Source organism: Acidisoma sp. 7E03, assembly GCF_054665075.1.
In genome coordinates, this window is sequence record NZ_BAAFHE010000003.1 from 320,750 (window position 1) to 346,573 (window position 25,824).

Annotated in this window: 22 protein-coding genes and 1 other RNA gene; all 23 read right to left on the bottom strand. The window is 68.8% G+C overall.

The window, feature by feature from the left end:
• Positions 1 to 17: 17 nt before the first annotated feature.
• Positions 18 to 1,550 carry a cell division protein FtsZ gene (gene ftsZ, locus ACYQ6W_RS06850; protein ID WP_459674374.1) on the bottom strand — a complete coding sequence of 511 codons (1,533 nt, stop codon included), beginning with the start codon at positions 1,548 to 1,550 and terminating at the stop codon, positions 18 to 20.
• A 121-nt stretch (positions 1,551 to 1,671) separates the two neighbouring features.
• The gene (gene ftsA / locus ACYQ6W_RS06855) at positions 1,672 to 2,967 is read right to left on the bottom strand and encodes a cell division protein FtsA (protein WP_459674376.1); all 1,296 of its coding nucleotides are present in this window, start codon (positions 2,965 to 2,967) and stop codon (positions 1,672 to 1,674) included.
• Between the two features lie 11 nt (positions 2,968 to 2,978).
• Positions 2,979 to 3,947: a cell division protein FtsQ/DivIB gene (locus ACYQ6W_RS06860; RefSeq protein ID WP_459674377.1), complete on the bottom strand. Its 969-nt coding sequence runs from the start codon at positions 3,945 to 3,947 to the stop codon at positions 2,979 to 2,981.
• Positions 3,935 to 4,852, bottom strand: coding sequence for a D-alanine--D-alanine ligase (locus ACYQ6W_RS06865; RefSeq protein WP_459674378.1), 918 nt, complete (start codon positions 4,850 to 4,852; stop codon positions 3,935 to 3,937). The genes ACYQ6W_RS06860 and ACYQ6W_RS06865 overlap by 13 nt, the downstream gene beginning before the upstream one ends.
• A complete protein-coding gene (gene murB / locus ACYQ6W_RS06870) occupies positions 4,849 to 5,778 on the bottom strand; it encodes a UDP-N-acetylmuramate dehydrogenase (RefSeq protein WP_459674379.1) in 930 nt (309 codons plus the stop codon). Before murB ends, ACYQ6W_RS06865 begins: the two co-directional genes overlap by 4 nt.
• Positions 5,779 to 5,786: 8 nt before the next feature.
• Entirely contained in the window at positions 5,787 to 7,229 is a 1,443-nt protein-coding gene (murC, locus tag ACYQ6W_RS06875; protein ID WP_459674380.1) for a UDP-N-acetylmuramate--L-alanine ligase, read from the bottom strand.
• The gene (gene murG, locus ACYQ6W_RS06880) at positions 7,226 to 8,332 is read right to left on the bottom strand and encodes an undecaprenyldiphospho-muramoylpentapeptide beta-N-acetylglucosaminyltransferase (protein ID WP_459674381.1); all 1,107 of its coding nucleotides are present in this window, start codon (positions 8,330 to 8,332) and stop codon (positions 7,226 to 7,228) included. Before murG ends, murC begins: the two co-directional genes overlap by 4 nt.
• An 11-nt stretch (positions 8,333 to 8,343) precedes the next feature.
• Positions 8,344 to 9,465 carry an FtsW/RodA/SpoVE family cell cycle protein gene (locus ACYQ6W_RS06885; protein WP_459674383.1) on the bottom strand — a complete coding sequence of 374 codons (1,122 nt, stop codon included), beginning with the start codon at positions 9,463 to 9,465 and terminating at the stop codon, positions 8,344 to 8,346.
• Positions 9,465 to 10,799: a UDP-N-acetylmuramoyl-L-alanine--D-glutamate ligase gene (murD, locus tag ACYQ6W_RS06890; protein ID WP_459674384.1), complete on the bottom strand. Its 1,335-nt coding sequence runs from the start codon at positions 10,797 to 10,799 to the stop codon at positions 9,465 to 9,467. The genes ACYQ6W_RS06885 and murD overlap by 1 nt, the downstream gene beginning before the upstream one ends.
• Positions 10,796 to 11,884, bottom strand: coding sequence for a phospho-N-acetylmuramoyl-pentapeptide-transferase (gene mraY / locus ACYQ6W_RS06895; protein WP_459674385.1), 1,089 nt, complete (start codon positions 11,882 to 11,884; stop codon positions 10,796 to 10,798). The genes murD and mraY overlap by 4 nt, the downstream gene beginning before the upstream one ends.
• Positions 11,884 to 13,275 (bottom strand): UDP-N-acetylmuramoyl-tripeptide--D-alanyl-D-alanine ligase, encoded by a 1,392-nt coding sequence (locus ACYQ6W_RS06900; RefSeq protein ID WP_459674387.1) that lies wholly within the window; start codon positions 13,273 to 13,275, stop codon positions 11,884 to 11,886. Before ACYQ6W_RS06900 ends, mraY begins: the two co-directional genes overlap by 1 nt.
• Positions 13,272 to 14,759, bottom strand: a complete 1,488-nt coding sequence (locus ACYQ6W_RS06905; protein WP_459674389.1) for a UDP-N-acetylmuramoyl-L-alanyl-D-glutamate--2,6-diaminopimelate ligase — start codon at positions 14,757 to 14,759, stop codon at positions 13,272 to 13,274. The genes ACYQ6W_RS06900 and ACYQ6W_RS06905 overlap by 4 nt, the downstream gene beginning before the upstream one ends.
• Complete coding sequence (locus ACYQ6W_RS06910) at positions 14,746 to 16,767, bottom strand: peptidoglycan D,D-transpeptidase FtsI family protein (protein WP_459674390.1); 2,022 nt, start codon at positions 16,765 to 16,767, stop codon at positions 14,746 to 14,748. The genes ACYQ6W_RS06905 and ACYQ6W_RS06910 overlap by 14 nt, the downstream gene beginning before the upstream one ends.
• Positions 16,768 to 16,779: 12 nt before the next feature.
• Positions 16,780 to 17,742, bottom strand: a complete 963-nt coding sequence (gene ftsL / locus ACYQ6W_RS06915) for a cell division protein FtsL (protein ID WP_459674391.1) — start codon at positions 17,740 to 17,742, stop codon at positions 16,780 to 16,782.
• Positions 17,739 to 18,692 (bottom strand): 16S rRNA (cytosine(1402)-N(4))-methyltransferase RsmH, encoded by a 954-nt coding sequence (rsmH, locus tag ACYQ6W_RS06920; protein WP_459674392.1) that lies wholly within the window; start codon positions 18,690 to 18,692, stop codon positions 17,739 to 17,741. The genes ftsL and rsmH overlap by 4 nt, the downstream gene beginning before the upstream one ends.
• Positions 18,689 to 19,174, bottom strand: coding sequence for a division/cell wall cluster transcriptional repressor MraZ (gene mraZ, locus ACYQ6W_RS06925; RefSeq protein WP_459674393.1), 486 nt, complete (start codon positions 19,172 to 19,174; stop codon positions 18,689 to 18,691). Before mraZ ends, rsmH begins: the two co-directional genes overlap by 4 nt.
• Before the next feature lie 329 nt (positions 19,175 to 19,503).
• An RNA gene (gene rnpB / locus ACYQ6W_RS06930) (RNase P RNA component class A) lies at positions 19,504 to 19,909 on the bottom strand.
• A 33-nt stretch (positions 19,910 to 19,942) separates the two neighbouring features.
• Positions 19,943 to 20,653 carry an N-acetylmuramoyl-L-alanine amidase gene (locus ACYQ6W_RS06935; protein WP_459674394.1) on the bottom strand — a complete coding sequence of 237 codons (711 nt, stop codon included), beginning with the start codon at positions 20,651 to 20,653 and terminating at the stop codon, positions 19,943 to 19,945.
• Positions 20,650 to 21,660, bottom strand: coding sequence for a DNA methyltransferase (locus tag ACYQ6W_RS06940; RefSeq protein WP_459674467.1), 1,011 nt, complete (start codon positions 21,658 to 21,660; stop codon positions 20,650 to 20,652). Before ACYQ6W_RS06940 ends, ACYQ6W_RS06935 begins: the two co-directional genes overlap by 4 nt.
• Positions 21,661 to 21,796: 136 nt before the next feature.
• Positions 21,797 to 22,498: a ribonuclease HII gene (locus tag ACYQ6W_RS06945; protein WP_459674395.1), complete on the bottom strand. Its 702-nt coding sequence runs from the start codon at positions 22,496 to 22,498 to the stop codon at positions 21,797 to 21,799.
• Positions 22,498 to 23,193 (bottom strand): hypothetical protein, encoded by a 696-nt coding sequence (locus ACYQ6W_RS06950; RefSeq protein WP_459674396.1) that lies wholly within the window; start codon positions 23,191 to 23,193, stop codon positions 22,498 to 22,500. Before ACYQ6W_RS06950 ends, ACYQ6W_RS06945 begins: the two co-directional genes overlap by 1 nt.
• Before the next feature lie 10 nt (positions 23,194 to 23,203).
• Complete coding sequence (locus tag ACYQ6W_RS06955; protein WP_459674397.1) at positions 23,204 to 24,373, bottom strand: pyridoxal phosphate-dependent aminotransferase; 1,170 nt, start codon at positions 24,371 to 24,373, stop codon at positions 23,204 to 23,206.
• 104 nt (positions 24,374 to 24,477) lie between these two features.
• Entirely contained in the window at positions 24,478 to 25,818 is a 1,341-nt protein-coding gene (locus ACYQ6W_RS06960; protein ID WP_459674398.1) for an ABC transporter ATP-binding protein, read from the bottom strand.
• Positions 25,819 to 25,824: the final 6 nt, after the last annotated feature.

Below are 25,824 nucleotides of genomic sequence, written 5' to 3' on the forward strand. Positions count from 1 at the left end.
CGCCCGTGCTCAGGGTCTCAGGACTGCTGGCGGCGCAGGAAGGCCGGAATTTCCAGGCCCCCCATCTCGTCCGCCGCGGAAGGACGCGCCACCGGGCGCGGCGCTTCGGCACGCGGCTCCGGCGCCGCGGCCTCAAGGCGCGGCTCGGGGGCAGCCGCCGCCGGCTGGACGCGCTTGCCGATCGCGCCCGTCACCCGGTTGAAGAGGCTCGTGCCGCCGGAGGGCGCGGGCGCCGGCTCGGCGCTGCGCGCCACCGGCTCGGCGAAGAGCCCGCGGGTGCTGGCCGGGCGCTGCGGCAGAGCCGAAGGGCCGCGCAGCGTGGGTGCCGCAGACGGCGCGGGCGCGGACGGCGGAGGCGCCACCGGGCTCATCGCCGGCTGGGCGGGGGCCAGCTGCGCCGCCGGGCTCCACTGCGCGGGCGCAGCCGGGCTCACATGCTGCTGCGGGAAGCCGATCGGGCGGACGTCGCCCGTGCCGGTCGCGGCCAGCGGCATTTCGGCGGGAGCCTGGACCTGGGCAGGCTGCGCCGGACGGTCGTTGCTCGCCGCCAGTTCCAGCTTCGGCTTGTATTCGATCGCAGCGGAATCGATGCCCGTTGCGACGACGCTGACGCGGATGCGGCCGTTGAGCGTGCTGTCGATCGCCGAGCCGAAGATGATGTTGGCTTCCTCGTCCACTTCCTCGCGGATGCGGTTGGCCGCCTGATCCACCTCGAACAGCGTCATGTCCTCGCCGCCCGTGATGTTGATGAGCAGCCCGCGGGCGCCCGCCATGTTGGTGTCTTCGAGCAGCGGGTTGCTGATCGCGGCTTCCGCGGCGCGCACCGCACGGCCCTCGCCCTCACCCTCGCCCGTGCCCATCATCGCCTTGCCCATCTCGGACATGACGGTACGGATGTCGGCGAAGTCGAGATTGACGAGGCCGGGGACCACCATCAGGTCGGTCACGCCGCGCACGCCCATGTAGAGGACGTTGTCGGCCATCTGGAAGGCTTCCTTCCAGCTGGTGTGCTCGTTCGCAATCCGGAACAGGTTCTGGTTCGGGATGATGATGAGCGTGTCGACATACTGCTGCAGCTCGGCGATGCCGGCTTCCGCCGCACGCGCGCGCTTGATGCCTTCGAAGGAGAAGGGCTTCGTCACCACGCCCACGGTCAGGATGTCGTGCTTGCGGGCGAGGCGCGCAATGACGGGCGCGGCCCCCGTGCCGGTGCCGCCGCCCATGCCGGCGGTGATGAAGACCATGTGCACGCCTTCGAGGTGCCGCTCGAGATCGGCTTCCGCTTCCTCGGCGGAGAGACGGCCCACTTCCGGCTTGCCGCCGGCGCCGTTGCCCTGGGTGATGGTCGGCCCGAGCTGGATGCGGCGGTCGGCGCGGCTGCGCATGAGCTGCTGCGCATCCGTGTTGGCGACGATGAATTCAACGCCCGGCAGGTTGAGCGCGATCATGTTGTCGACGGCATTGGTGCCGCCGCCGCCGACACCGATGACGCAGATCTTCGGCGTGAAGTCGGAATGGGTTTGCTGCGGAACGGTGAGGTTCAGCGTCATGGGCGGTCTCCTTGCAAAAACGTGCCCGGCAGAGCGTATCCGTCCGGCGCTAGAGGATTGAGGAGTGACAGGTCAAGCTTTTTCGGGGGCGCTCTGAATGGTGCATGAGAATGCCCGGGCATCACACACGCTCCTTCAGAAACGAAATCAAGCGCTTGAGCGGTCCGCCCACGCGCTTGGTCTCGAGGTCGATATCCTGCATCGCGCGGCCTTCACCTGCGGCCCAGGCCAGCAGCCCGGCGCCGGTGGCAAAAGCCGGGCCCGAGGCCGCATCCGGAAGACCACGCAAATCGACGGGCCGACCGAGTCGCACCTGCTTGCCCAGGATATGGGCCGCCAACTCGCGCGCACCGGCAAGCTGGCAGGCCCCGCCGGTCAGCACGACACGCGCCCCGGCGACGCGGGACAGGCCGGAATTCTCCAGCCTGTCCTTCACGATTTCAAAAATCTCCTCCAGCCGCGGCCGGATGATGCTGACCACCATGCTGCGCGGAACCTTCGCGATCTGATGCTCCTCTTCGCCCACCAGCGGTACGGGCAGCATTTCGCGCTCGTCGTCCGGGCTCGCCTGGCAGCTGCCATAGAGCGTCTTCAGCCGCTCGGCATGCGCGACAGGCGTCGAGAGCAGCCGCGCGATGTCGTTGGTGACGTGGATGCCGCCGACTAGCGTGCTCGACGTATGCAGCAGCTGCCCTTCCGCGAAGACGGCGAAGCTCGTAGCGCCGCCGCCCATGTCGATGACGGTGGTGCCGAGTTCGCGCTCATCTTCCACCAGCGTCGCGAGACCGGCTGCGAAAGGCGCCGACACCAACTCGGCAATCTCGAGGTCGCAGCGATGCAGGCAGGTGCGCAGGTTGCGGAGCGCCGAGGAGACGGCGTCGATCACGTGCAGGCGCGCGGTCAGCGTCTCGCAATGCAGGCCGCGCGGGTCTTCCACCCGCATGGTCTCGTCGACCGAGAAGGACAGCGGCAGGATGTGGATGGTGTCGCGACCTTCCGTCTCGGCGCGATGGCGGCCTTCCAACACCACCTGGCGCACGTCGTCCTCGCCCACCATGCGGCCACCGACCGGCCACTGGACATTGAAGAGTCGACTCTCCGGCTGACCACAGCCGAGATTGACGGTGACGGAGCGCAGCCGCGTGTCGGCCATGTCCTCCGCCTGGCCGACGGCGGCGCGGATCGCGCGCTCCGCCTCGTCGAGATCGGTGATGGCGCCGTGGCGCACGCCGCGCCCCTTCTGCCAGCCGAAGCCCAGGATGCGCCGCGTGCCGTCCGGTTCGCTGCGGCCGATCATGCAGGTGATCTTGGTGGAGCCGATATCGAGCACGCCGAAGACGCCGGCGCGCAGCGTACGCGCGCGCGGCGGCAAATCCGTCGCGACGGGAGGCAGGGTGCGGCGTGTCAGATCGTTCACCGTCTTCCCCCTCATCCGTTCGGTTGCACAGGCGCCGCGGGCTTCGCGGCAGAGGGTACTGCCGCCGCGCCGGGAGGCGGAGGCGGCGCGGGCGGCGGCGGAGGCATCAGGCGCGGCCGCACCACCACGCGGTCGGTCAGCCGCAGGTCGATTTCCTGCACCGGCCGGTCAAGAATCTGCATGCGGTCCTGCAGCGCCTGCAGGCGTGCGAGCGCCGCATCCTGCGCTTCTCCGGGCAGCATGACAGTCGCGCCGGATTTGAGATCGAGATTCCAGCGTTCCTGGCCGACACGCACCGCACCCACGAGACGCTTGCGGATATCGGGATAGGGCTTCATCTCGTCGAACAATTCGGTCGCCGCCTCCGGCGCGCCTGTGCCCACCACCAAAGGCAGGTTGAGCACTTCCGAGGCACGGCCCACGTCCTGCTCGCCCATCGTGTCGCCATTGCGGTCGATCAGGCGGAAATCGCCATGATCTTGCCAGACGGCGAAGGGGGCGCGTTCGATCAGGCGCACGACGAGGGTTCCGGGCAACCGCCGCTCCACCACCGCATCGGCGACCCAGCCGAGGGAGAGCAGCCGCTCCCGCGCATCCGTCAGCGAAAAGCCGAGGATCGGCTGACCGATCATCACGCCGAGGGCGCGGCGCAGCAGCGGCTCGGGCGTGTTCTCCCGCCCGTCGATAACGATGGTCTGCACCGTGAGGCCCATGGTGGCGCCGACCGCGCCGAGTGCCCGACGGAAGGCGCCGGTGGATCCGCTGCCGCTATCCGCTTCCCGCACCACGAGGCTCGCGCAGAACAGCAGCACGACGATGGCACCCGCGCCCGCCGCCGGGCGCATCAGGCGGCGCGCTCGGCGCATGATGATGGCGCGGTGGCTTGGCCGGTCGACGACGCTGCGGCTCGCCATCAGCCGCGCGTTGGCGGCGCGCGCGGCGTGTAGCTCCGCTTCGGAGCGTTTTGCTACACGCGGCATCGGGCGGCCTCCACCATCCAGGCGCAGAGCGCGGGGAAGCTGATGCCGCAATGGGCCGCCTGCTCGGGCAGCAGGGAAGTCGGGGTCAGGCCGGGTTGCGTGTTCACTTCGAGCAGCACCAGGCGGCCGGGCGTGCCCTCGGTGTCGTCGTAGCGGAAGTCGGAACGCGAGGCCCCCGCACAGCCGAGCGCCTGATGCGCGCGCAGTGCGACCTCCTTCGCCTGTTCGGCAATCACCTCCGGCACCAGCGCCGGAATGACATGGCTCGAGCCGCCTTCCGCATATTTGGACTCGTAGTCGTAGAATTCGTGGCTCGCCTTGATCTCGGTCACGGCGAGCGGGCGGTCTCCCATGACGGCAACCGTGATCTCGCGGCCGGGGATGAATTCTTCGACCATCGCGGTCGGGCCGAAGCTCCAGCCGCGGGCGATCTCGGCGCGCCGGTTGTCCCCGCTCTTCATAATGTGCACGCCGACCGAGGAGCCTTCGTTCTGCGGCTTGATGACATAGGGGCGCGGCATCGGGTCCGCCTCTTCGAGATCGGCGATGTCGACGACCTTGTGGCGCGCGACCGGCAGACCAGCGGCGGCGAAGAGCGCCTTGGCGGCCACCTTGTCCATGGCGATGGCGGAGGCGCGCACGCCGGAATGCGTGTAGGGAATGCCGAGCCAGTCGAGCACGCCCTGAATGGCGCCATCCTCGCCGAAGCGGCCATGCAGCGCGTTGAAGACGGCGTCGGGCTTGGGATCGAGCGCCGCGATGGTGGCGCCGAGATCGGGACCGACCTCGACGGGCACGACGTCATAGCCCGCCTCGCGCAGCGCCGCGATCACCTTGGCTCCGGTGACGAGGCTGACCTCGCGTTCTGCCGAGATGCCGCCGTAGAGAACCGCAACGCGCTTCATGCCACTATCTCCGGTCGCCCGCTCGGCTGCCCGATGCGCTTGATCTCCCATTCGAGGGTGACGCCGGTGGCCGCCTGCACGCGGCGCCGCACCTCCTCACCCAAGCCCTCGAGGTCGGCGGCGCTCGCGCCACCATTGTTGAGCAGGAAATTGCAGTGCAACTCGCTCACCTGCGCGGCGCCGCGGGTCAGCCCGCGGCAGCCGGCGGCGTCGATCAGTTCCCAGGCCTTCTGGCCCGGCGGATTGGCAAAGGTGGAGCCGCCGGTGCGGGCGCGCACCGGCTGCGTCTTCGTCCGGCTGTCGCGGATTTCGCCCATGCGCGCGGCGATCAGGCTGGGGTCGGTCGCTTGCGCCCGCAACCGGGCACGGATGACGATGGCCCCCGGCGGCAGCTGGGAATGCCGGTAAGACAGATGCAGTTCTTCCGCCGCCAGGCGCCGGATCTCACCCTGGCGCGTCACGACCTCCGCCCAGTCGAGCACGGCCTTCACGTCGCTGCCATAGGCGCCGGCATTCATGGCGACGGCGCCGCCGATGCTGCCCGGGATGCCGGAGAGGAATTCGAGCCCACCAAGACCGGCCGCGGCCGCGTGTTCGGCCACCGTCGCATCCAGCGCAGCCGCTCCGCAGACGATGCCGTCCGCCTCGACATCGATCTTGGAAAAGCCGCGGGCGAGGCGGATGACGACGCCCCGAATGCCGCCGTCGCGAATGATGAGGTTGGACGCGGCGCCGATCACCGTCAGCGGCATCTCTTCCGGCAGCTTGGCGAGAAACTGCGCGAGGTCTTCCGCATCCGCCGGTTTGACGAGGAAATCGGCCGGGCCGCCGACGCGGAACCAGGTCAGCGCGCCGAGCGCAGCTTGCGCCTCCACCCGGCCTTTCAGGGGCGGCAGGCCGCCCGTTTGGGTTTCGTGCGCGGTCATGGCGGCTCTCATGCGCCCCCTGCCCCGGCCCGGCGGCCCTGCTGGCCTTGCAGCGCTTCGAGTTGACCCGGCAGCCCATTGGCCCAGGCGGTGATGTTGCCGGCGCCGAGGCACACGACGAAATCGCCCGGCTGCGCCATGGCATGCACCATTTCGGCAAGATGATCGGGCGAGGGCAGCGGTACCACGCTGCGATGGCCCCGCGCGCGCAGACCATCCACCAGGGCATCGCGGTCCACGCCTTCGATCGGCGCTTCACCCGCGGCATAAACGTCCGCGACGATCACCGTGCCCGCGTCGTTCATGCAGGCACAGAAGTCTTCAAAGAGAGACTGCAGGCGCGAGTAGCGATGCGGCTGCACCACGGCGATGACGTTGCGGGCGCCAGCCTGCCGTGCCGCCTTCAGAACGGCCGCAATCTCCACCGGATGGTGGCCGTAATCGTCGATGACGGTGATGCCGCCCGCTTCACCCGTCTTGGTGAAGCGGCGCTTCACACCACGGAAGGCAGCGAGCGACTGGCGCAGCGCCGTCTCGCCGATTTCCATCTCGATACCGACGGCGATGGCAGCCAGGGCATTCTGCACGTTGTGCTGGCCCAGCATCGGCAGACGGAAGGGCCCCATGCGGCGCTGGCGGCTGCGCAAGCGGTCCGTCACCACCACTTCGAAATTGGCGCCCCCCTTGTCCGTCACCAGCCGCTCGGCCCGAATGTCAGCCTGCTGGCTGAAGCCGTAGGTGATGATCCGGTGATCGGCGAGGCGGGGGATCATCTGCTGCACGGCGGGATGATCGACGCAGAGGACGGCGAAGCCATAGAAGGGAATATTGCCGACGAATTGGCGGTAGCCCGCCTCCATCGCCTCCTGGCTGCCCCAATGGTCGAGATGTTCGGGGTCCATATTGGTGACGACGGCGATGACGGCCGGCAGGCGCAGGAAGCTGCCGTCGCTCTCATCCGCCTCCACCACCATCCAGTCGCCGGCGCCCAGACGGGTATTGGTGCCGTAGGCATTGATGATGCCACCGTTGATGACGGTGGGGTCGAGATTGGCGCCTTCCAGCACGGCGGCGATCAGGCTTGTCGTCGTCGTCTTGCCATGGGTGCCGCCGATCGCGACCGACCAACGCAGGCGCATCAGTTCGGCCAGCATTTCGGCCCGCCGCACGACGGGGATGAGCTTGGCGCGCGCCGCCTGCACTTCCGGATTGTCTGCCTTGACCGCCGTGGAGACGACGACGACCTGGGCGCCACCCAGGTTCTTCGCGTCATGACCGATGGCGACCGGAATCCCCTCGCCGCGCAGCCGCTTCACATTGGCGGAATCGGCGATGTCGCTGCCCTGCACGGAATAGCCGAGATTGTGCAGGACCTCGGCGATGCCCGACATGCCGATGCCGCCGATGCCGACGAAATGGATGGTCCCGATCGTGAGCGGAAGCGCCCTCATAGCTGCGTCTCCCGCACCATGGATTGTTCGACGAGGTCCGCCAGCGCCTCGACCGCGAGCGGCTTGGCCTGCGCGCGGGCGGCGGCGGCCGCGGCGGCGAGACCGGCGGGGTCAGCGAGAAGGCTGCTCAGTTGCGTGCGCAGCGCCTCCACCGTGAAGCGCGGCTGCGGCATGGCCCAAGCTGCCCCCGCCTGCGCCAGGATCGCCGCATTCGCGGTCTGGTGATCGTCGATCGCGGAGGGCAGCGGCACCAGGACGGCCGGACGACCGGCAACCGCGAGTTCCGCCGTGGTGGACGCGCCGGCGCGGGCGATCACCAGATGGCTCGCCGCGAGACGTTGCGCCATGTCGGTGAAGAAGGGCGCAACCTCGGACTGGATACCAACCTCGTCATAGGCGGCGGCGACACGCTCAGCATCCTCTTTGCGCGCCTGTTGAACGACGGAGAGACGCTGCCGCAGGGTCTCGGGCAAGCCGCTCAGTGCTGCGGGCACGACGTCGCTCAGCACGCGCGCGCCGAGCGACCCGCCGGTCACCAGAAGGTTGATCGGTCCATCGGCCGCGGGCGGCGCGTAGGGCGCATCCGCCAACGCCGCGATGGCCGGCCGTACCGGATTGCCCGTCACGATGGTCCGCGCCTTCGGCGGCAGGCGGGTCGTGCCCTCAGCGCTGAGCGCCAGCACGGTCGCCATGCCGGCCAGTGCCCGATTGGCGCGGCCGAGCACGGCATTCTGCTCATGCAGGATGATGGGCAGCCTCATCCGCCCGAAGCGGGCAGCGAGGATCGGGGGCACGCAGGGATAGCCGCCAAAACCCACGATGGCGCCGGCGTCGAGGCTGGCGAGCAGACGGCGCGCCGCCAGGGTTCCGGCCGCGAGTGCGCCGACCGCCTTCACGCCCTTCACCAGGCCTCGGCCGGCGATCCCGGCGCCCGGCAGGACATGGCGGTCGCCCTCGGCAAAAGCCTCGGACCCGCGGCCGGCAGAGCGGCCGTCCGTCATAAGCACGGGCCGATAGCCACGGCCGGCGAGGGCATGGGCCAGCGCCTCCGCCGGAAAGAAATGGCCGCCGGTTCCGCCGGCGGCGATCACGACCGGTGTCACGCGCGGGCCCCTCACAGCCGCTCTCCCACCGGCCGCCGACGGGTCAGCGCCAGCAGCATGCCCATCTCGATCGCGACGGACAGCGCAGACGAGCCGCCATAGGAGATGAAGGGCAAGGTCATGCCCTTGGTCGGAATCAGTTCGAGGGAGGAAGCCATGTTGATGAAGGACTGCAGGCCGAAGCTCGCGAGAATGCCGCCCGCGGCCAACAGCACGAAATGGTCGTTCTCGGCGACGAGACGCAACAAGCCGCGCAGCACGATGATCGCGAAGATGCCGAGAATCAGCAGACAGACGACGAGCCCGAACTCCTCACCCGCGACGGCAAAGACGAAGTCGGCATGGGCGTCGGGCAGGATGTCCTTCACCGTGCCCTCGCCCGGGCCGCGGCCCAGCAGCCCGCCATTGCCGAAGGCCTGCAGCGCGGTCAGCGCCTGATAGGCGGTCTTCTCCGTCGGATGCAGGAAGCGCTCCACGCGTACATGCACGTGCGGCATCAAGAAGAAGGCGGCGATGAAACCGACGACGAGCGCCAGGAAGGCGACGACGACGACGCCTACATTCAGCCCGTCCAGAAAGAGCTGCGTGAGGAAGACGATGCTGATGACGGCGAGCATGCCGATGTCCGGCTGTGCCTTCAGCAGCATGGCGATGACGGCGTAGAGCATCACGGCCAGCATGCGGCCGGGGAACCGTTCCGTACGCCGTGCTTCCACCAGCAGCCCCGCCGTCACCACAGCGAAGAAGGGCTTCAGAAATTCGCTGGGCTGCAGCGAGAGAAAAGGAATGTTGATCCAGCGCCGCGCGCCTTTGATCTCCACGCCATGCACCAGCGTGAAGGCCGTCAGCATCACAGCCGCCAGCGTACCGATGAGGGCGAGCCAGCGGATGCCCTTGGGGGGCAGCATCGAAATGCCGACGACGATGCCGCCGGCAATCGCGAGGAAGGCGACCTGCTTGACGATGAGCATGTCGCGCGGATCGCCGATGCGATGTGCGACCGCCGGGCTGGAGGCGAGCACGAGCACGTAGCCGAAGCCGATCAGCGTGCCGATGCAAAGTAGCGTCCACCGGTCGACGGTCCACCACCAGCGGCCGATGATCGAGGTGTCCGTGCGTGACAGCGAGGGCATCAGGCCGCCCTCCCATTCGCCATGTCAGGTAGCGCCCGCACGAGTTCGGCGAAACGATCGCCCCGCGCCTCGTAGCTGGCAAACTGATCCCAGCTTGCCGTCGCGGGCGACAGCAGGACGACGGGCGCGGCGAGCGCACGCGCCTGCGCGAAGGCCGCGGGCACCGCCGCGTCCAAGGTGCCGGCCATGTGGAAAGAGACGCCGTGGCGGCTCAAGGTTTCGGCGAATTGTGGGGCATCACGCCCGATCAGCTCCACATGCGCGATGCGCGGAAAAAACTCCACCAGCGGCTCGATACCGCCCGCCTTGGCCATGCCGCCGGCGATCCAGACGAGACGATCGTAGCAGCCGAGCGCGCGCGCCGCGGCATCGGCATTCGTCGCCTTGCTGTCGTTGACGAAGAGAACGCCATCCCGCTCGCCCACGCGCGCCTGGCGATGCGGCAGGCCGGGATAGGTCGCGATTCCGGCGTCGATCGCGGCATCCGAAAGCCCGAGCGCGCGCGCCATGGCACGAGCCGCTTCCGCGTTCTGCGCATTGTGCGCGCCGGGCAGCGTCGCCACACCCGTTTCCCGCCCCTGCCCGCTGATTCTGATCACCCGCATCCGCTTTTGCGACTCAAGCGAGTCGGCCATCGCCATCGACAGCGGATCGTCAACACCGACCACAGCCACGTCCGCTTCTGTCTGGCGCGCAAAAATTGCACGCTTTACAGCAGCATAACCGTCCATGTTCCCATGGCGGTCGAGGTGATCGGGGCTCAGATTCAGCATTACCGCTGTAGAGAAGCGGAGACTCGCGATTCGCTCCAACATGTAAGACGACATTTCGAGCACATAGACGCCGTCTTCCGGCAGCAGCGGCAGCGCGAGTGCAGCCGGTCCGAGATTGCCGCCAGCCGCCACCGGCACGCCGGCGGAGGCGAGAATATGGGCGAGCAGCGCCGTGGTGGTTGATTTGCCATTGGTGCCAGTCACGCCGGCGAATCGGGCGCGGCTGCCGGCCTTTCGCACCGCTTGGTAAAGAAGCTCCGCATCCGTCAGAATAGGAACGCCTTCGGCTTGCGCACGGGCCGCAATCGGATGCGCTTTCGGCAGGTGATGCGGAATGCCGGGCGAGAGGATCAGCGCGTCGAAGGCGAAATCGCCGCTACCCAATTCGCGCAGGGCGAAGCCTTCGGCGGCGGCCACTTGGCGCGCGGCCTCGCCGTCATCCCACAGCACGACGGTCGCCCCCATGGCGCGCAAGCTGCGTGCGGCCGGCAGGCCGTTCTTGCCGAGCCCCAAGATCGCGTAGCGCTTGCCCGCGAAGAGGGTTGCGGGAAAGCCGGTCATCGGATCTTCAGGGTCGCGAGACCGACCAGCGCCAGGATCATGGAGACGATCCAGAAGCGAATCACGATGGTCGGCTCCGCCCAGCCCTTCTTTTCGAAGTGGTGGTGCAGCGGCGCCATGAGGAAGACGCGGCGGCCAGTCCGCTTGAACCAGAACACCTGGATGATGACGGAGAGCGTTTCGACGACGAAAAGCCCGCCAACGATCGCCAGCACGATCTCATGCTTGGTGGCAACGGCGACGGCAGCGAGCGCGCCGCCGAGGGCCAGGCTGCCGGTGTCGCCCATGAAGACGGCGGCGGGCGGCGCGTTGAACCACAGGAAGCCCAAGCCCGCACCGATGAGGGCGGAACAAAAGACGGCAAGCTCACCCGATCCGGCGACGAAGGGCAGTTCCAGATAGCCCGCGAAGATGCGGTTGCCGACGAGATAGGCGATGAGGGCGAAGACGCCGGCGACGATGATGGTCGGCACCATGGCGAGACCGTCCAGCCCGTCCGTGAGATTCACGGCGTTGGACGCTCCCATCATCACCAGCATGCCAAAAAGCGGGAAGAAGAATCCAAGTGGAATCAGCACGCTCTTGAAGATCGGCACGGAGACGCCGTGGCCGAGCGGGCCGCCGATATGGGCCATGATCCAGATCGAGGCGAGGAGGCCGATGCTGGCCTGGCCGATGAGCTTCAGCCGCCCCGAGAGGCCCTTGGTGTTGCGCTTCGAGACCTTGAGGTAATCGTCCATGAAGCCGAGGGCGCCATAGCCGAGCGTCACGAAAAGGGTCGACCAGACGTAAGGATTCGCGAGGTCCGTCCACAACAGCGTGGAGAGCGTCAGCGCACTGAGGATGAGGACGCCGCCCATCGTGGGCGTGCCCTTCTTCTCCACCAGATGCCGCTCCGGCCCGTCGAGCCGGATGGGCTGGCCCTGCTTCTGCAGGCCCCGCAGCATGCGGATGACACGCGGCCCCATGAGGAAGCTGAAGACGAGCGAGGTCAAGCAGGCGCCGCCGGACCGGAAGGTCAAATAGCGCACAAGGTTCAAAAAATGGAGCTGGTCCGCGAAGGGCAGCAGAATGTTGTAGAGCATCAGACGCGCTCCTCAGTCTCAGCAATAACGGGGAGCGCGTTGATAACGGCCGCCATGCGGCTGCCAAGGCTGCCTTTGACGAGAACTGCATCCCCGGGACGCAGGGCAGCCAGCACCTGTGGCGCGATATCGGCGGAGGTGGCGGCATAGGCCGCCCGTTTCGTCTCCGGCACGGCCTCGTACAGCCGCTTCATCTCCGGCCCGCAGGCGAAGAGAAGGTCGGCGTGGCGCACGACGTCCGGGGCGAGTCCCGCATGTTCGGCGGCGGAGGCTTCGCCCAGTTCGCGCATGTCGCCCAGCACGGCGATCCGCCGTGTCGCCGGCTGCAGCGCGAGCACCGCGAGGGCCGCGCGCACGGAAGGGGCGGAGGCATTGTAGCTTTCGTCGAGCAGCAGGGCCTCGCCACCATCGCCGAGGGCCAGCCGCCGCCGCACGCCGCGCCCGCTGACGGCGGAAAAACCGTCGATGGCGGCGGAGGCGTGATGCGGCTCCACGCCGAGCGCCACGGCCGCCGCGATGGCGGCGACCGCGTTGATCGCCATGTGCCGACCGGGCGCCGCGAGGCGGAAGGCGAGATCACGGCCGCCGAGCGTCATGGTCACGCGAACGCCCTCGGCATCGCTTTCGGCCGAGAGCAGACGGGCCGCGCATGCCTCGTCCTCGCCGAACCGCAGCACGTCATGGTCCCCGGCCGCCCCCCGCAGAATGGGCAGAAGGGGGCTGTCTCCGGGCAGAACCGCGGTGCCGCCGGCTTCGAGGCCGGACAGGATGGATGCCTTCTCGGTCGCGATGGCCTCCAGGCTGCCCATGTGGCCGATGTGAACGGGCGCGATGTTGGTGATGACCGCGACATGCGGGCGCGCAAGCGCGGCGAGCGGGGCGATCTCCCCCGGATGGTTCATGCCGATTTCGGAGACGCAGAAGCGCGCGTCCCGCGGCATCCGCGCCAGCGTCAGCGGCACGCCCCAATGATTGTTATAGGACGCGACGGCAGCATGGGTGGGGCCGGCGGCAGAGAGAATCCGCCGCAGCATCTCCTTCGTCGTCGTCTTGCCGACGCTGCCGGTGACGGCCACGAGCTTCCCCGTGAAGCGCGCGCGGGCGTAGCGGCCGAGCGCGGTCAGCCCAGTCAGGGTGTCGGAGACGGTCAGCAGCGGCGCATCGGGCCCCAGCTCCGGCATGGGACGGTCCACCAGCGCGCCAGCGGCGCCGGCAGCCAGCGCGTCCGCGACGAAGAGATGCCCGTCCCGGTTCTCGCCATGGAGCGCAACGAAGAGATCACCCCGCGCGACCGTGCGCGTATCGATGGAGATGCCTTCGGCTGCGAAGGCACAGGACAGCGTACCGCCCGTGGCAGCGGTGAGATCATGCGGTGTCCAGAGCGCGGTCATGCCTCGCGCTCCCCGACGAGGCGACGGACGACGGCGACATCGTCGAAAGGCAGCACCGCGCGTCCGACGATCTGCCCCTGCTCGTGGCCTTTGCCGGCAACGACCAGGACGTCGCCCGGTCCCAGCAGGTCGAGCCCGGCGGCGATCGCCGCTTCCCGGCCGCCCACTTCATGGGCGCCCGGCGCACCCGTCATCACCTCGGCCCGGATGGCGGCCGCATCCTCGGTCCGCGGATTGTCGTCGGTCACGATGACATGCTCGGCCCCCGCTGCGGCCGCCTGTGCCATCAGGGGGCGCTTGCCGCGGTCGCGGTCGCCGCCGGCGCCGAAGACGATGGCGAGCTTGCCCGCGGTATGGGGTCGCAGCGCGGAGAGCACGCGGGCGATGGCATCCGGCGTATGGGCGTAGTCGACATAGACCGCAGCACCATTCGGCAGGGTCGCCGCCAGTTCCATCCGGCCGCGCACGCCGCGCAGCCGCGCCAGGCGATCGAAGACCGCGGTATCGCCCAGCATCATGCAGAGGGCCGCCGCGACCAGCGCATTGTCCGCCTGGAAGCGGCCGGGCAGCGGCAGCATCACCTCGAAGCGCCGGCCGGCGACGGAGAGCGACAGGATCTGCCCGTCCGGCCGCGGCGTCACGGCATGGAGCGCGACCAGGCTGCCGCCTTCGCCCACGGTGCCGAAGTTCAAGCCACGGCGCTGCGCCACGCGCGCCATCGCCTCGCGCGTCTCCTCATCGAGGGCGGACGCCGCCACGGCCGGCGCACCGCGCGGCAGCAGCTCGGCGAAAAGCCGCAGCTTGGCCGCGCGATAGGCCTCCATGCTGCCGTGATAGTCGAGGTGGTCGCGCGTGAGGTTGGTGAAGGCACCGGCCGCGAGTTGCAGCCCGTCCAGCCGGAACTGGTCCAGCCCGTGCGAGGAGGCTTCGATCGCGACATGCTCGATCCCCGCCGCGGCCAGCCGGGCCATGGTCTCGGCCAGCGTCACGGGGTCGGGTGTGGTCAGCCCCGCGCCTTGCGGAAAACCGGGCGCCACGAGGCCGAGCGTGCCGAGGGAGGCCGCAGGATGATCCGCAAAGCTCCAGAGCTGGCGGAGGAAATCGGCCGTGCTCGTCTTCCCGTTGGTGCCGGTGACGGCGGCGATGCGGCGCGGCTGACGGCCGGCGAAGCTCGCCGCCATCTGGGCGAGACGGCGCCGCGGCTGCGCATCGAGAATGAGCGGGCGTGGCGGCACGCCGGCCGGCCAATCGGTGTCGGGCGGGGCCAGCACGGCGGCCGCCCCTCGCGCCACCGCATCCGCGATATAGGCGCGGCCGTCCTGCTTGGTGCCGGGAAGGGCCGCGAACACATAGCCGGGCTGGACGTCGTTGCTGGTCGCGGTGATGCCGTGGATCTCGACATCGGCCGCACCGCCCGCGGCGGCTCGCGGCGCCCGTCCGGTGTTCTGTGTGTAGGTCCCGCGCATGAGGTCAATGAGCCGCATGGGCATCGTTCGGCGCGGCAACGCGATACATCGCATCGTGGCGCAGAGATTTTTCGGCGAGCGTGGCGGCAGCCGGCCGCTCCCTGACCGTCGGGCGCGTCGCGGATTGGGCGACGTCGTGCTTCCGCGAACTCGGCGTGTTCCGAGGGCTCGGCGTATTGGCGGCGACGTCGTCGGGCTCGCCCGGATTGTTCGGCCCATAGGGCACCACCCCGGGCGGCGCCGGGAAGGGATTGGGCAGCGACAGTTCCTGGTTGATCGCCGCCACGTTGTCGAAGCGCGGCATGACGTTCAGCATCGGGCCGATGCGCGCGATGACATGGCCGACCGCAGGCCCCGCGATCCAGCCACCCGTCGTGAAGCCGTGCGTCTCCGCCGTCGGGTGCGGGCTGTCGATCGCGATGTAGACGACGTAGCGCGGCGCATACATCGGAAAGGCGGCGACGAAGGAGGCGTAGTTGAGGTGGCGGCGGTAGCCGCCGGTATCCGAGATCTTCTGCGCCGTGCCGGTCTTCGCGCCGACGAAATAACCCGGTACCTCGCCGAATTCCGCCGTGCCGCCGGTCACGATGGCGCGCATGATCTTGCGCATGGTGTCGGAGGTCGACGGCTGCATCACGCGCGTGCCCTGGATCGGCGGGTCCGTCGGGTTGGAGGCGAGCAGCGTCGGATTATACAGAATGCCGCCATCGACCATGGCGACGGCCGTATTGGCGATGTGCAGCGGCGTCTCGGCGATACCGTTGCCGAAGGAGACCGTCATGACGGTCGCCTTGCCCCAGGAATTGGCCGGGTGCAGCTGCGGCATCGCCGCTTCGGGCAGCTGGATCGGCTCGCGCGACATCAGGCCCATCTTCTGCAGCCAGTCGCGCTGACGATCCTTGCCCACCAGGATGGCGATACGCGAGGCACCGATGTTCGAGGACAGCTTCATGATGTCCTCGAGCTGCATCCAGCGATGCTGCGGCTCGAAATCGGTGATGTGGAAGCGGCCAATGGGTAGCGGATGCGTCGTGTTAAAATAGTCCCAGAGGTGGATGACGTTGTCGTCCAGCGCCATGCTGGCGGTCTGCAGCTTGAACACCGAACCGGGTTCGTAGGTGCCGGTGGCGCAACGGTTGAAGCGTGCGGCCGGCGGAGCGGTCGCCAGATCGTTCGCGTCATAGTCCGGGATGCTGACCATGCCGAGGATCTGGCCATTCGTCGCATCTTCCACGATGCCGCAGCCGCCCACCGCCTGGAAGGTGGAGACGGCGTTCGCCACCTCGTCGCGCAGGATCGCCTGCACGCGCACGTCAATAGAGAGGCGCAGCGGCGTGCTGTCGTCGTTCAGGCGCTTGTTGAAGAATTTCTCGACGCCCGCAATGCCGTTGCCGTCGATGTCGACGCCGCCCAGAACCTGCGCCGCGGTATCGCCGAGCGGGTAGCGCCGGTCGGAGGACATTTCGAACGACAGGCCCGGAATGCCGAGATTGTTGATGGCGAGTTCCTGCGCCGGGGTGACGCGGCGGGCGATGTAGACGAAGGCCTTGGACGAGGCGAGACGCTGGGCCACGTCCTGCTCGTTCAGATCCGGCAGCACCTTCTTGAGTTCCGCCGCGACCGATTTGGGGTCGATCATCTGCCGCGGATCGGCGTAGAGGCTGGCGACCGGCAGCGACACCGCCAGAATCTGGCCATTGGCGTCGATGATGGAGGCGCGGCCCGGCGGCGGCGCCGTGGCCGGCGGCGGCGGCTCCGGCTTGAACTGCTGCACAATGCGCGGCGCCGGCATCATCGGGTCAACCAGCGTCGCATCGGTCAGCCGCGCGGCGATGGCGAAAAAGAGGAGCAGGAAGACGCCGGCAACGACGACGAGCCGCCCCCGGCTCTTCTCCAGCGCGGCACGGCGACGCAGATCGGGCGAGGTGACGCGCACCGTTTCAGCCCCAAGCTCGCCACCGCCCTTGCGCGGCCGCGGGCCCCAGGGATGGTTCGGTGTCGTGTCGGGCGGGGGCGCGTCGCTCACGATCCGGAATGCCTACTGGGTGGTCGAGTAGAGCGGACGCGGCGGGGCGAGCGAGGCGCCACCCGCCATGCCGAGGGACGAAGACACCGGGCGATAGATCACGGTAGACGCCGAAGGCGTGATGCGCGGTGCGGCCACATAGGGCTGCCGCACGGGCTCGTTCGCCGCGTAGAGCTGACCGGCGGGCGCCGCCGGATGCAGGACGCGCGGCTTGTGGGCCGGCACGGCCGGATGCGGCGCAACGGGGGCGGCGAGGGCCGATTGCGTCACCACGGCCGGGCGGCCGAGCGAGGGCATCGGCTCGTGCCGCGCGGCATGGCGGGGAGCGGAGGCGGCGGGCGGCGGCACGACGGCGGCCAGGCGCGCCGCCGAGGTCGGCGCGGCCGGGGCCAGAGAGGCGGGGAGCGGCGGCGCGGGCGGCGGCACGTCGGGCGGCAGCACGTCGATCGCCGCCATCAGTGCGGGCGACGCGGGTTCGGCCGGATTGGACGAGGCGGAGGCGTCGGACAGAGCGACCGCCGAGGCCGGCGCCGGATCGCCCGGCTGCAGCAGGGCCACCGCCTGGTCGGGGGTGCCAGGCGCCGCGGGGCTCGGCGTGGCGGAGGCCATCGGCACGCCGTGGGTCGGATCGGTCGCGGCGGGCGCGGTGAGATCCGGCGGGACGACCGGCGGTGTCGCGCTCGGGGCCACCGGCGCGGGCAAGGCGACGGCCAACTGATCCAGCGTCATGAGCTGGGACGGGCCCATCGGCTTGAGCGCGAGATACTGGTTGGCGAGCGACTGCAGCCGCTCGGGATCGTTCATCAGCGCCCAGTCGGCGCGCAGCATCCGCGTCTTTTCACGCGCCACGTCGATCTGGTGGAAGGTGCTGCGCAGCTGCGCATCGAGGGCGAAGGCGCGCTGCTTGACCTGATAGAGATAGAGGCCGGACCCCGCGGCAAGCGCCAGGCAGATGCAGGTGAATGGCTTGATCATGCCGCAATCTCCGCCGCATCCAGTCGCCTCAAGGCCCGCAGCCGGGCGCTCCGCGCCCGGGGATTGACGGCAAGCTCGGCCGAGCCGGGCCGCAGCGCCTTGCGCGTCAGAAGAGCGAACTGTGCCGCCGCCTGCGGCACCAGGCCGCGCGGGTCGTAGCGCGACGGGCCCGGCGTTTGGCCGGACGCATCGGTCATGAAGCGCTTCACGATGCGATCCTCGAGCGAGTGGAAAGAGACGACGACGAGGCGGCCGCCGGGCCGCAACAGACGAGCGGCCTGATCGAGCGCGCGTTCGATCTCCCCCAGCTCGTCATTCACCTGGATGCGCAGCGCCTGGAAGCTGCGCGTCGCGGGGTCGATGCCGGAACGATCCGCAGGCATCACCGAGCGGATGATGGCCGCGAGTTCGCCCGTGGTCGTAATGGACTTTTCGGCGCGCGCCGCCACGATCGCACGCGCGATGCGGCGGGACTGCCGTTCCTCTCCATATTTGTAGAGAAGATGCGCCAGTTCCTCGGCCGGCAGCCGGGCGACGAGATCGGCCGCGGTCGGGCCTTGGGTGCCCATGCGCATGTCGAGCGGGCCGTCCGCCCGAAAGCTGAAGCCCCGCACCGGATCGTCGATCTGATACGAGGAGACGCCGAGATCGAGCACGACGCCGTCGAGCGCGCCGATGCCGCGCTCGCTCAGCAGATCGATCATGTCGCCGAACCGGCCTTCGACGAGATGCAGACGGCCAGGGAAATGCGCGGCGAGGGCGGCGCCGCGCGCGATCGCCTGCGGGTCACGGTCGATGGCCCAGACGGTGCAATCGGCACGCTCCAGGATGGCGCGGGTATAGCCCCCGCCCCCGAAGGTACCGTCGAGGTAGACTTCGCCGGCGCGCGGCGCCAGCGCGTCCAGCACCTCATCCAGCATCACCGGCAGATGGCCTGCTTGCTTCGTCATCCCGCCACCGCCTGCGCAGGCTGCGCTCCCGGCAGAGTGAGGCCACGGGCGTTGACGATCTGGCGCGCTTCGGCCGCGCGGCGGCGCGCCCCCTCCGGCTCCCAGATCTGGAAGATCGGGCCAGTGCCCATGAAGAGCACGTTGTCGGTCAGCCCGGCATGGGCCACCAGAGTTTCGTTGAGCAGGATACGTCCTTCGCGGTCGGACTCGATCGGATAGGCATCCGCATAGATGGCGGCGGCCATGTCCTCGTATTCCTGACTGAAGATGTCGTAGCGCTCAAGCGACTGTGCGAGTCGGTCGAAAATTGCCTGCGGCCAGGCTTCGATGCAGGCATGTTTGTGCGAGGGACGCAGGATCATGGTCACGGGCCCCTCGGCTTCGCCGGAGAGCTTCTTGAGATTGGCGCGGAAGGCCGCCGGCACCGATACGCGCCCCTTGGCGTCCAGCCTGTTCAGGTGGCTCCCGAGAAAATGCGTCATCGGGCCCCCTTTCACTCTCGCGCTGGCCGCAGCGTCTCCATTGACGTTTTGTGGGGCGGCGAACGCTGCCGCGTCCGCCACACCGTGGGATGCCATGGGTTACCATGGGTGTAATTGGGCGTCAAAGGGATTTACGCTCACGATTTGGAAAAAGTGCTAGATTGTGCCTTGAAAACAGCCACTTCCCGCCCCTGGCTGACGCGCCCTCTGATTACACAAAGGCGTGTATTGTTGCCATGATGTTCTGGTTTTTGGGGTATCTGGCGGTCGAAATGGGGGCCTGCTCCCATGAAAGCCCATGGCACGGTGCGGCCGCAGCCCGTAAGAGGAGTACCAGACGGTCTATAAGCCGGGTTCTGTCCAGGCCGCTCGCGCGGCCCTGTACGGCCATTCCTCTGGGATGCGCATCACTGCGCACCTCGCGCGACCAACCCGGATGGCGGGGCAGAAACGCCCTCGCGTCACATGGCCGAAACCATGCCGCCGGCCATCCCTATTCGGTCTTGCTCCCGGTGGGGTTTACCCTGCCCGCGCCGTTGCCGGAGCGGCGGTGCGCTCTTACCGCACCGTTTCACCCTTCCCTGCAGGCCTTGCGGCGTGCCGGAGGTTTGTTTTCTGTGGCACTGTCCCTGGGGTCGCCCCCGCCGGCCGTTAGCCGGCACCGTGTTTCTGTGGAGCCCGGACTTTCCTCCCCCTTGCCCCGAAAGGCCCGAGAGCGGCCGTCCAACCGTCTGGCGGGGCGCTGATTGCGCCAGCGGCGGCGGAAGGTCAACGGGCGTTCTGCACAGACCTCACCAGCACCGCGGCGCGCAACGCGGTCTCCGCATCGGCCTCGCCGGTCACGGCCGCCGGCCGCCAATGGCGTTGGAAGGCGCGCAGCAGGGTGGCGAAGGCTTGAGCCCCCGCGTCAGGCGGCGGCACCGGATAGCCGAAGACGGCGAGATCCTGCCGGAGAGCAGCCTCATCCACCGCGGCCTCGGGGATCGCATCGGGAAAATCTGGCCAGAGCCCGACACCCTGCGCCGCAAGCCAGGGCCAGTCGAACAGCTCGCCCGGATCCTCTTTCCGGTCGGGCGCCACGTCGGAATGGCCGACGACGTTGCGCGCCGGGATCGGGTGACGGCCGAGGATGCCGCGCGCAAGCTCAGCGACTGCCGCCATCTGTACCGCCGGAAAAGGGCGGTAGCCCCATTCGTGGCCGGGATTGACGATCTCGATGCCGATGCAGCGGCCGTTGAGCGTTTCATGTCCGCGCCAAAACGAGATGCCGGCGTGCCAGGCGCGCCGCACCTCCGGTACCAGGCGCCAGATCGTGCCGTCTTCTTCGACCACGTAATGGGAGGAGACCCGGGCCTCGGGATCACAGAGCCGGTCGATCGCCGCCTGGCTGGTCTGCATCCCCGTATAGTGCAGCATCAGGATGTCGATCGGCTGATCGGCCGGGCGGGCGTCGTGGTTGGGGGAGGCGCGTTCCTTCACGGTCGGCGCAGAACGTCGAGCGGCACCAGCACCCCGTCCCGCTCGAAATGCCAGAAGGTCCAGCCGTTGCAGGAGGGCGCGTTCTGTAGCTCGGCGCCCACCTTGTGGATCGATCCACGCAGATCTCCGGCGCTCACGCTACCATCTGGCCCGACGATGGCGGAGACGCGGCGCTGCTTGTCGTACAGCACGGTGCCCGCCGCGAGCGCGCCGCTCTCCACGATGTGGCCAAAGGCGATGCGCGGCACCTCGCGCTTCGAGGGCGTGATCGACATCGCCTCCCCCGTCAGCGGTCGGGTTTTCGCAAGCCGTGCCCAGGCGGCCTCGACATAGGCCGGATGGCGCTCGATGCCGATGAAATGCCGGTTCAGCCGCTTGGCGACAACGGCGGTGGTTCCCGTTCCCGAAAAAGGATCGAGCACGATGTCTTCAGGCAAGGTCGAGGACAGCAGCACGCGATGCAGCATGGCCTCGGGCTTCTGCGTCGGATGCAGCTTCAGACCATGTTGATTGCGCAAACGCTCGCCGCCGTTGCAGATCGGCAGATACCAGTCGCTGCGCATCTGCAGATCGTCGTTCGCCGTCTTCATCGCCTGATAGTTGAAGCGATAGCGCGAATCGCGGCCACGGGCTGCCCAGATCAGGGTTTCATGCGCATTGGTGAAGCGCCGGCCGCGGAAGTTCGGCATCGGGTTCGACTTGCGCCACACGATGTCGTTCAGCACCCAGAAGCCGAGATCCTGCAGGATCGCGCCGATGCGGAAGATGTTGTGATAGGAGCCGATGACCCAGAGCGTGCCGTCCTTGCGCAGCAGGCGCCGGCATTCGGTGAGCCATTCCCGCGTGAAGCGATCGTATTCCGCGAAATCCGTGAAGCGGTCCCAATCCTCGTCGACGCCGTCGACCACGCTTTCGTCCGGCCGCCGCAGCTGGCCCTGCAGCTGCAGGTTATAGGGCGGATCGGCGAAGACGCAGTGAACCGAGGCCGGCGGCAGCATCCGCATCATCTGGATGCAGTCGCCGAGCAGAAGCTGGTTCAACGGCAGTTCGCGGGTGAGATCCACGTGTCTCCTCATGGTGTCGGACCGGCAGGCAGGCACGATGAGAGGCGAAGGCTCGGCAAAGGTTTCAACATGACGGAGATCAAAGCGCCAGTGCGTTGATGGACATCGGCGCGTCGGCCGGGAGGGGGAATGCCGCCGGTTCCGGCATCGGCAGATCGAGAACACCCTGCTGCAGCAGGGCGCGGACGGGCGCGAAACCGCGGCGATGATGGACGGTGACGCCCACCGCCTGCATGGCGCGGCAATGGGCCGGCGTGCCGTAGCCGGCATTCGTCTCCCAGCCGTAATCGGGGAAGCGGCGGGCCAGGCGCGCCATCGCGCGGTCCCGGATCACCTTGGCGACGATGGAAGCGGCCGCGATGGAAAGGCTGGTCGCGTCCCCGCCTACCACGCATTGCACGGGGCAGCCGAGCCTCGGCGCCTTGTTGCCGTCGACCAGCGCCATGTCGGGCGGCACGGGCAGCCGCAGCAGCGCCCGGCGCATCGCGAGCAGACTGGCCTGCAGGATGTTGATGCGTTCGATCTCGGTGACCGAGGCGGCGCCGACGGCGATCTCCGCCACCGTGCCGCGGGCAGCGAAGAGCGCGGCGAAGGCCGCGTCCCGGCGCTCGGCCGACAGCTTCTTGGAATCGTCGAGCAGGCTCGCGAGCTTGCGTGGCACGCCACGGGGAAAGACGACGGCCGCCGCGACCACCGGCCCCGCGAGCGGGCCGCGCCCGACCTCGTCGAGCCCGGCCACCCGGCCGCCGGCCGCCTTTTCCAGTTTGAAATGCGGGGCCATCAGCCGCGCCCCAGCAGGCGGCGGACGAAACCGCCCAAGCCGCCCTGCTCACGCCGCACGGTGGAATAGGAGACGTGGGGGCGCGCCGCCGGTGGCCGCAGGGCGCTGCTCATAAGCTGCCGCCCGGTCTCGCCCTGCGCGATCAGCCGGCGCTGAAAGGCGAGGATCGCGGCCGAGCTTTCGTCCAGCGGTTCGCGCCCGAGATGTTCCGCGACCGTCGCCGCTTGGGCAAAGGCGCCCGCGCGGCGGTAGATGTCGAGCAGGCAGAGGCGCGGCTGCACCTCCTCGGACTGCGGCCAGAGCGAGGCCGCCTGCAGGCGCCAACTGCGCGCCCACTCCGCCTCCTCGGCATCGTCGGCGGCCCAGGCCGCCTGCAGCAACCCCTCGGACGCCGCCCACAGATCGTTGCGCCGCTGGCAGAGCAGCGCCCAGAGCAGAAAGGCGCGCGCAAAGCCGGGCGCCTGGTCGCGGAGCGCAGCGTATTCCGGATCGTCCCGCACCACGGCGATATCGACCTCGCGGATCGCCGAGAGATCGGGCGCGGCCGCACCGCAGCCCGAGCATTCGGCGACCCAGCGGCGCAGGGTGGAGCGGGCCGGCTCGCCTGGGCGGAAATCCAGGTCCGGCGCGAGTTCGGGCGCCGGCGTCTGAAACACCGGCTTCACCACCGCCCCACAGACCGCGCAGAGACTCATCGCGCTGCCCTCACGCCCGCGCCCGGAAGGCGGAGAGACCATCGGCGAGGCGGCCGAGCGCACGGCGCAACCGGTCGGGTGCCACGGCGAAGCAGACGCGCAGCCACCCCTCCCCGCTCGCCCCGAAGGCGATGCCGGGCGCAATGGCGATGCCGTGTTCGGTTACCAACCGCTCGGCGAGGGCCAGGCTATCCGTGAGGCCTTCGACCCGGAGGAAGGCATAGAAGGCCCCCGCCGGCGCGGCGTAGCGGACACCCGGGACGGAGCCCAGGACCTCCGACGCGATGTGCCGCCCCTCGGCACAATGGGCGCGAAAATGCGACGGTGTCACGTGGTCGGCGACGGCCGCGAGCCCCGCCTGCTGGACGAAGGGGGCGACGCCGGAATGCGTCACTTCGATGAGTTCGGACAGATCATCCCGCACGCCCTCCGGCACCACCAGCCAGCCAAGGCGCCAGCCGGTCATCACCCAGGTCTTGCTGAAGCTGTTGGCGACGATCACCCGGTCTTCGGGTTCGGCAATATCGAGGATCGAGGGGGCGGCCTCGCCACCGTCATAGACCAGACGGGAATAGACCTCGTCCGACATCAGCCAGCAGCCGTGCTTGCGGCAGAGGGCGAGAATGGCGCGCAGTTCCGCCTCGGTCGCCGTCCAGCCGGTCGGGTTGTTGGGCGAGTTGAGAAGGAAGAGCCGTGCCCCGGCCAGCATGCTGTCGAGCTTGTCGAGGTCGAGATGCAGCGTGCCGTCCGGCCGGGCATCGAGCGCCAGAGGTTCCACGAGGGCGCCGCGCAGCCGCGCCGCATTGCCGGCATTGGGCCAGGCCGGCTCGTGCAGCACCACGCGGTCGCCGGCGCGCAGGATCGCGGAGAGACCGATGGCCAGCGCCGCCATGCCGGAGGCGGTGACCATGATCCGGCTTTCGGCGACCGGCTGCGCATGCAGCCCGGTGAGATACCGCGCGAGGGCTTGGCGCAGGGCCGGCAGGCCGCGCACGTCCGGGTAGCGTGTCTCCCCGCGATCGAGTGCCGCCTTCAGGGCGCCTACCGCAACGGCCGGGCTCGCCTGATCCGATTCTCCGAAGCACAGGAATTCCGTATCCGGTCGCCCGAAGGCGATGCGGGCCACGGAGACGATGCGCGACCCCTGCAAGCGGGTCAGGTCGAAGGACGGAGAAGACATGCGAATCGGGCTAACACAGCCCGTCGAGCCGAGGCGAGAGGCAAAAATTGCCTCACCCGCCGTGCGGGAGTCAGACCGAGTCGCGCGCCGCCGTTTCCGCAGCCTCAGCCTTCGCCCTCTTCCTCCTCCTCGAGGCTGAACTGGTCGGCCTCACGGTCGTAACTGAACAGCTCGGCGTAGCGGCCCCAGGCGATGATGGTGCGCATCGTGTCGTCCGCATAATCCGGGGACATGTAGTCCTCCATCTCGTCGCGGAAACGCAGCGCCGGTGCGCGATGGTTCCAGCGCTCGTCCAACACCTGGCGGATCTGCGCGATGATCGGCACGTTGGCGCGCAGCGCCGCGGCGAATTCCGCCTTGCGGTCATCCGTATCCGCCTCGACGAACCGGCGCCCCGCCTCGGTCAGCTTGATGTCGCCTTCCTCGAACTCGGCGAAGCGCAGAAGCTGCAAGGCTTCGCCAATCGGCAACAGTTCGTCCGCCTCCATCTGGAAGGCGGTGGCGAGCGCCGGAAGGTCGGCGCGGCCGTTATACGGCTCACCCTCGATCGTCTCCATGAGACCGGCCATGAGGTTGGTCGAGACCACGGGCAGCGCCTGAAAGGCGACGGCCGGCGGCGGCATGCCGCGTTCGGCCGCGGCTTGCGGCCGCGGCTCCACCGGCCGGCGGGTCATCAAGGCGTAGATGTCGTCGACCATTTGCCGGAAGGCCGGATCGAGGCGCTCGCGCGGATGCGGGAACGGGACCTTCAGTTCGCTCGCGACGCGGCCGGGGTTGGAGGAGAAGACGAGAATGCGGTCGCACATGAGCACCGCTTCCTCGATGTTGTGTGTCACGAGCAGGACGGACTTCACCGGCAGTCGGTTCTCCATCCAGAGATCGATGAGATCGGTGCGGAGCGTCTCGGCGGTGAGCACGTCGAGCGCGCTGAAGGGCTCGTCCATCAGCAACAGGTCAGGATGCACGACGAGGGCGCGGGCGAGGCCGACGCGCTGCCGCATGCCGCCGGACATTTCCTTGGGGTATGCGTTCTCGTAGCCACCCAGACCGATGAGGTCGATCGCCTCCTCCGCCCGCCGCGCGCGCTCCGCCTTCGGCACACCCTGCGCCTCGAGACCCAGTTCGACGTTCTCCTGCACCGTCAGCCAGGGAAAGAGCGCGAAGCTCTGGAACACCATGGAGACGCCGCGCACCGGGCCGGTGATGGGCTGGCCGCGCCAGCGCACGTCCCCCGCCGTCGGTTTGAGCAGACCGGAGACGATGCGCAGCAAGGTCGACTTGCCCGAGCCCGAGCGGCCGAGCAGGCCCACGATCTCCCCTTCCTTCAGGGTGAGATCAACGTCGTCGAGAATGATGACGTCGGACGCCGCTTCCTTGGGATAGGACTGGCGGCAGTCGCGGATGCTGACGAGCGTCTGGGCATCGGTCGGCGTGATCTGGTCCAAGGGCGG

Excerpts from the sequence above, each read along its gene's own strand:
- ftsZ (WP_459674374.1), bottom strand. The coding sequence starts at position 1,550 with ATGACGCTGAACCTCACCGTTCCGCAGCAAACCCATTCCGACTTCACG.
- ACYQ6W_RS06860 (WP_459674377.1), bottom strand. The coding sequence starts at position 3,947 with ATGCCGCGTGTAGCAAAACGCTCCGAAGCGGAGCTACACGCCGCGCGC.
- ACYQ6W_RS06865 (WP_459674378.1), bottom strand. The coding sequence starts at position 4,852 with ATGAAGCGCGTTGCGGTTCTCTACGGCGGCATCTCGGCAGAACGCGAG.
- murB (WP_459674379.1), bottom strand. The coding sequence starts at position 5,778 with ATGACCGCGCACGAAACCCAAACGGGCGGCCTGCCGCCCCTGAAAGGC.
- murC (WP_459674380.1), bottom strand. The coding sequence starts at position 7,229 with ATGAGGGCGCTTCCGCTCACGATCGGGACCATCCATTTCGTCGGCATC.
- ACYQ6W_RS06885 (WP_459674383.1), bottom strand. The coding sequence starts at position 9,465 with ATGCCCTCGCTGTCACGCACGGACACCTCGATCATCGGCCGCTGGTGG.
- murD (WP_459674384.1), bottom strand. The coding sequence starts at position 10,799 with ATGACCGGCTTTCCCGCAACCCTCTTCGCGGGCAAGCGCTACGCGATC.
- mraY (WP_459674385.1), bottom strand. The coding sequence starts at position 11,884 with ATGCTCTACAACATTCTGCTGCCCTTCGCGGACCAGCTCCATTTTTTG.
- ACYQ6W_RS06900 (WP_459674387.1), bottom strand. The coding sequence starts at position 13,275 with ATGACCGCGCTCTGGACACCGCATGATCTCACCGCTGCCACGGGCGGT.
- ACYQ6W_RS06905 (WP_459674389.1), bottom strand. The coding sequence starts at position 14,759 with ATGCGGCTCATTGACCTCATGCGCGGGACCTACACACAGAACACCGGA.
- ftsL (WP_459674391.1), bottom strand. The coding sequence starts at position 17,742 with ATGATCAAGCCATTCACCTGCATCTGCCTGGCGCTTGCCGCGGGGTCC.
- rsmH (WP_459674392.1), bottom strand. The coding sequence starts at position 18,692 with ATGACGAAGCAAGCAGGCCATCTGCCGGTGATGCTGGATGAGGTGCTG.
- mraZ (WP_459674393.1), bottom strand. The coding sequence starts at position 19,174 with ATGACGCATTTTCTCGGGAGCCACCTGAACAGGCTGGACGCCAAGGGG.
- ACYQ6W_RS06940 (WP_459674467.1), bottom strand. The coding sequence starts at position 21,660 with ATGATGCGGATGCTGCCGCCGGCCTCGGTTCACTGCGTCTTCGCCGAT.
- ACYQ6W_RS06945 (WP_459674395.1), bottom strand. The coding sequence starts at position 22,498 with ATGGCCCCGCATTTCAAACTGGAAAAGGCGGCCGGCGGCCGGGTGGCC.
- ACYQ6W_RS06950 (WP_459674396.1), bottom strand. The coding sequence starts at position 23,193 with ATGAGTCTCTGCGCGGTCTGTGGGGCGGTGGTGAAGCCGGTGTTTCAG.
- ACYQ6W_RS06955 (WP_459674397.1), bottom strand. The coding sequence starts at position 24,373 with ATGTCTTCTCCGTCCTTCGACCTGACCCGCTTGCAGGGGTCGCGCATC.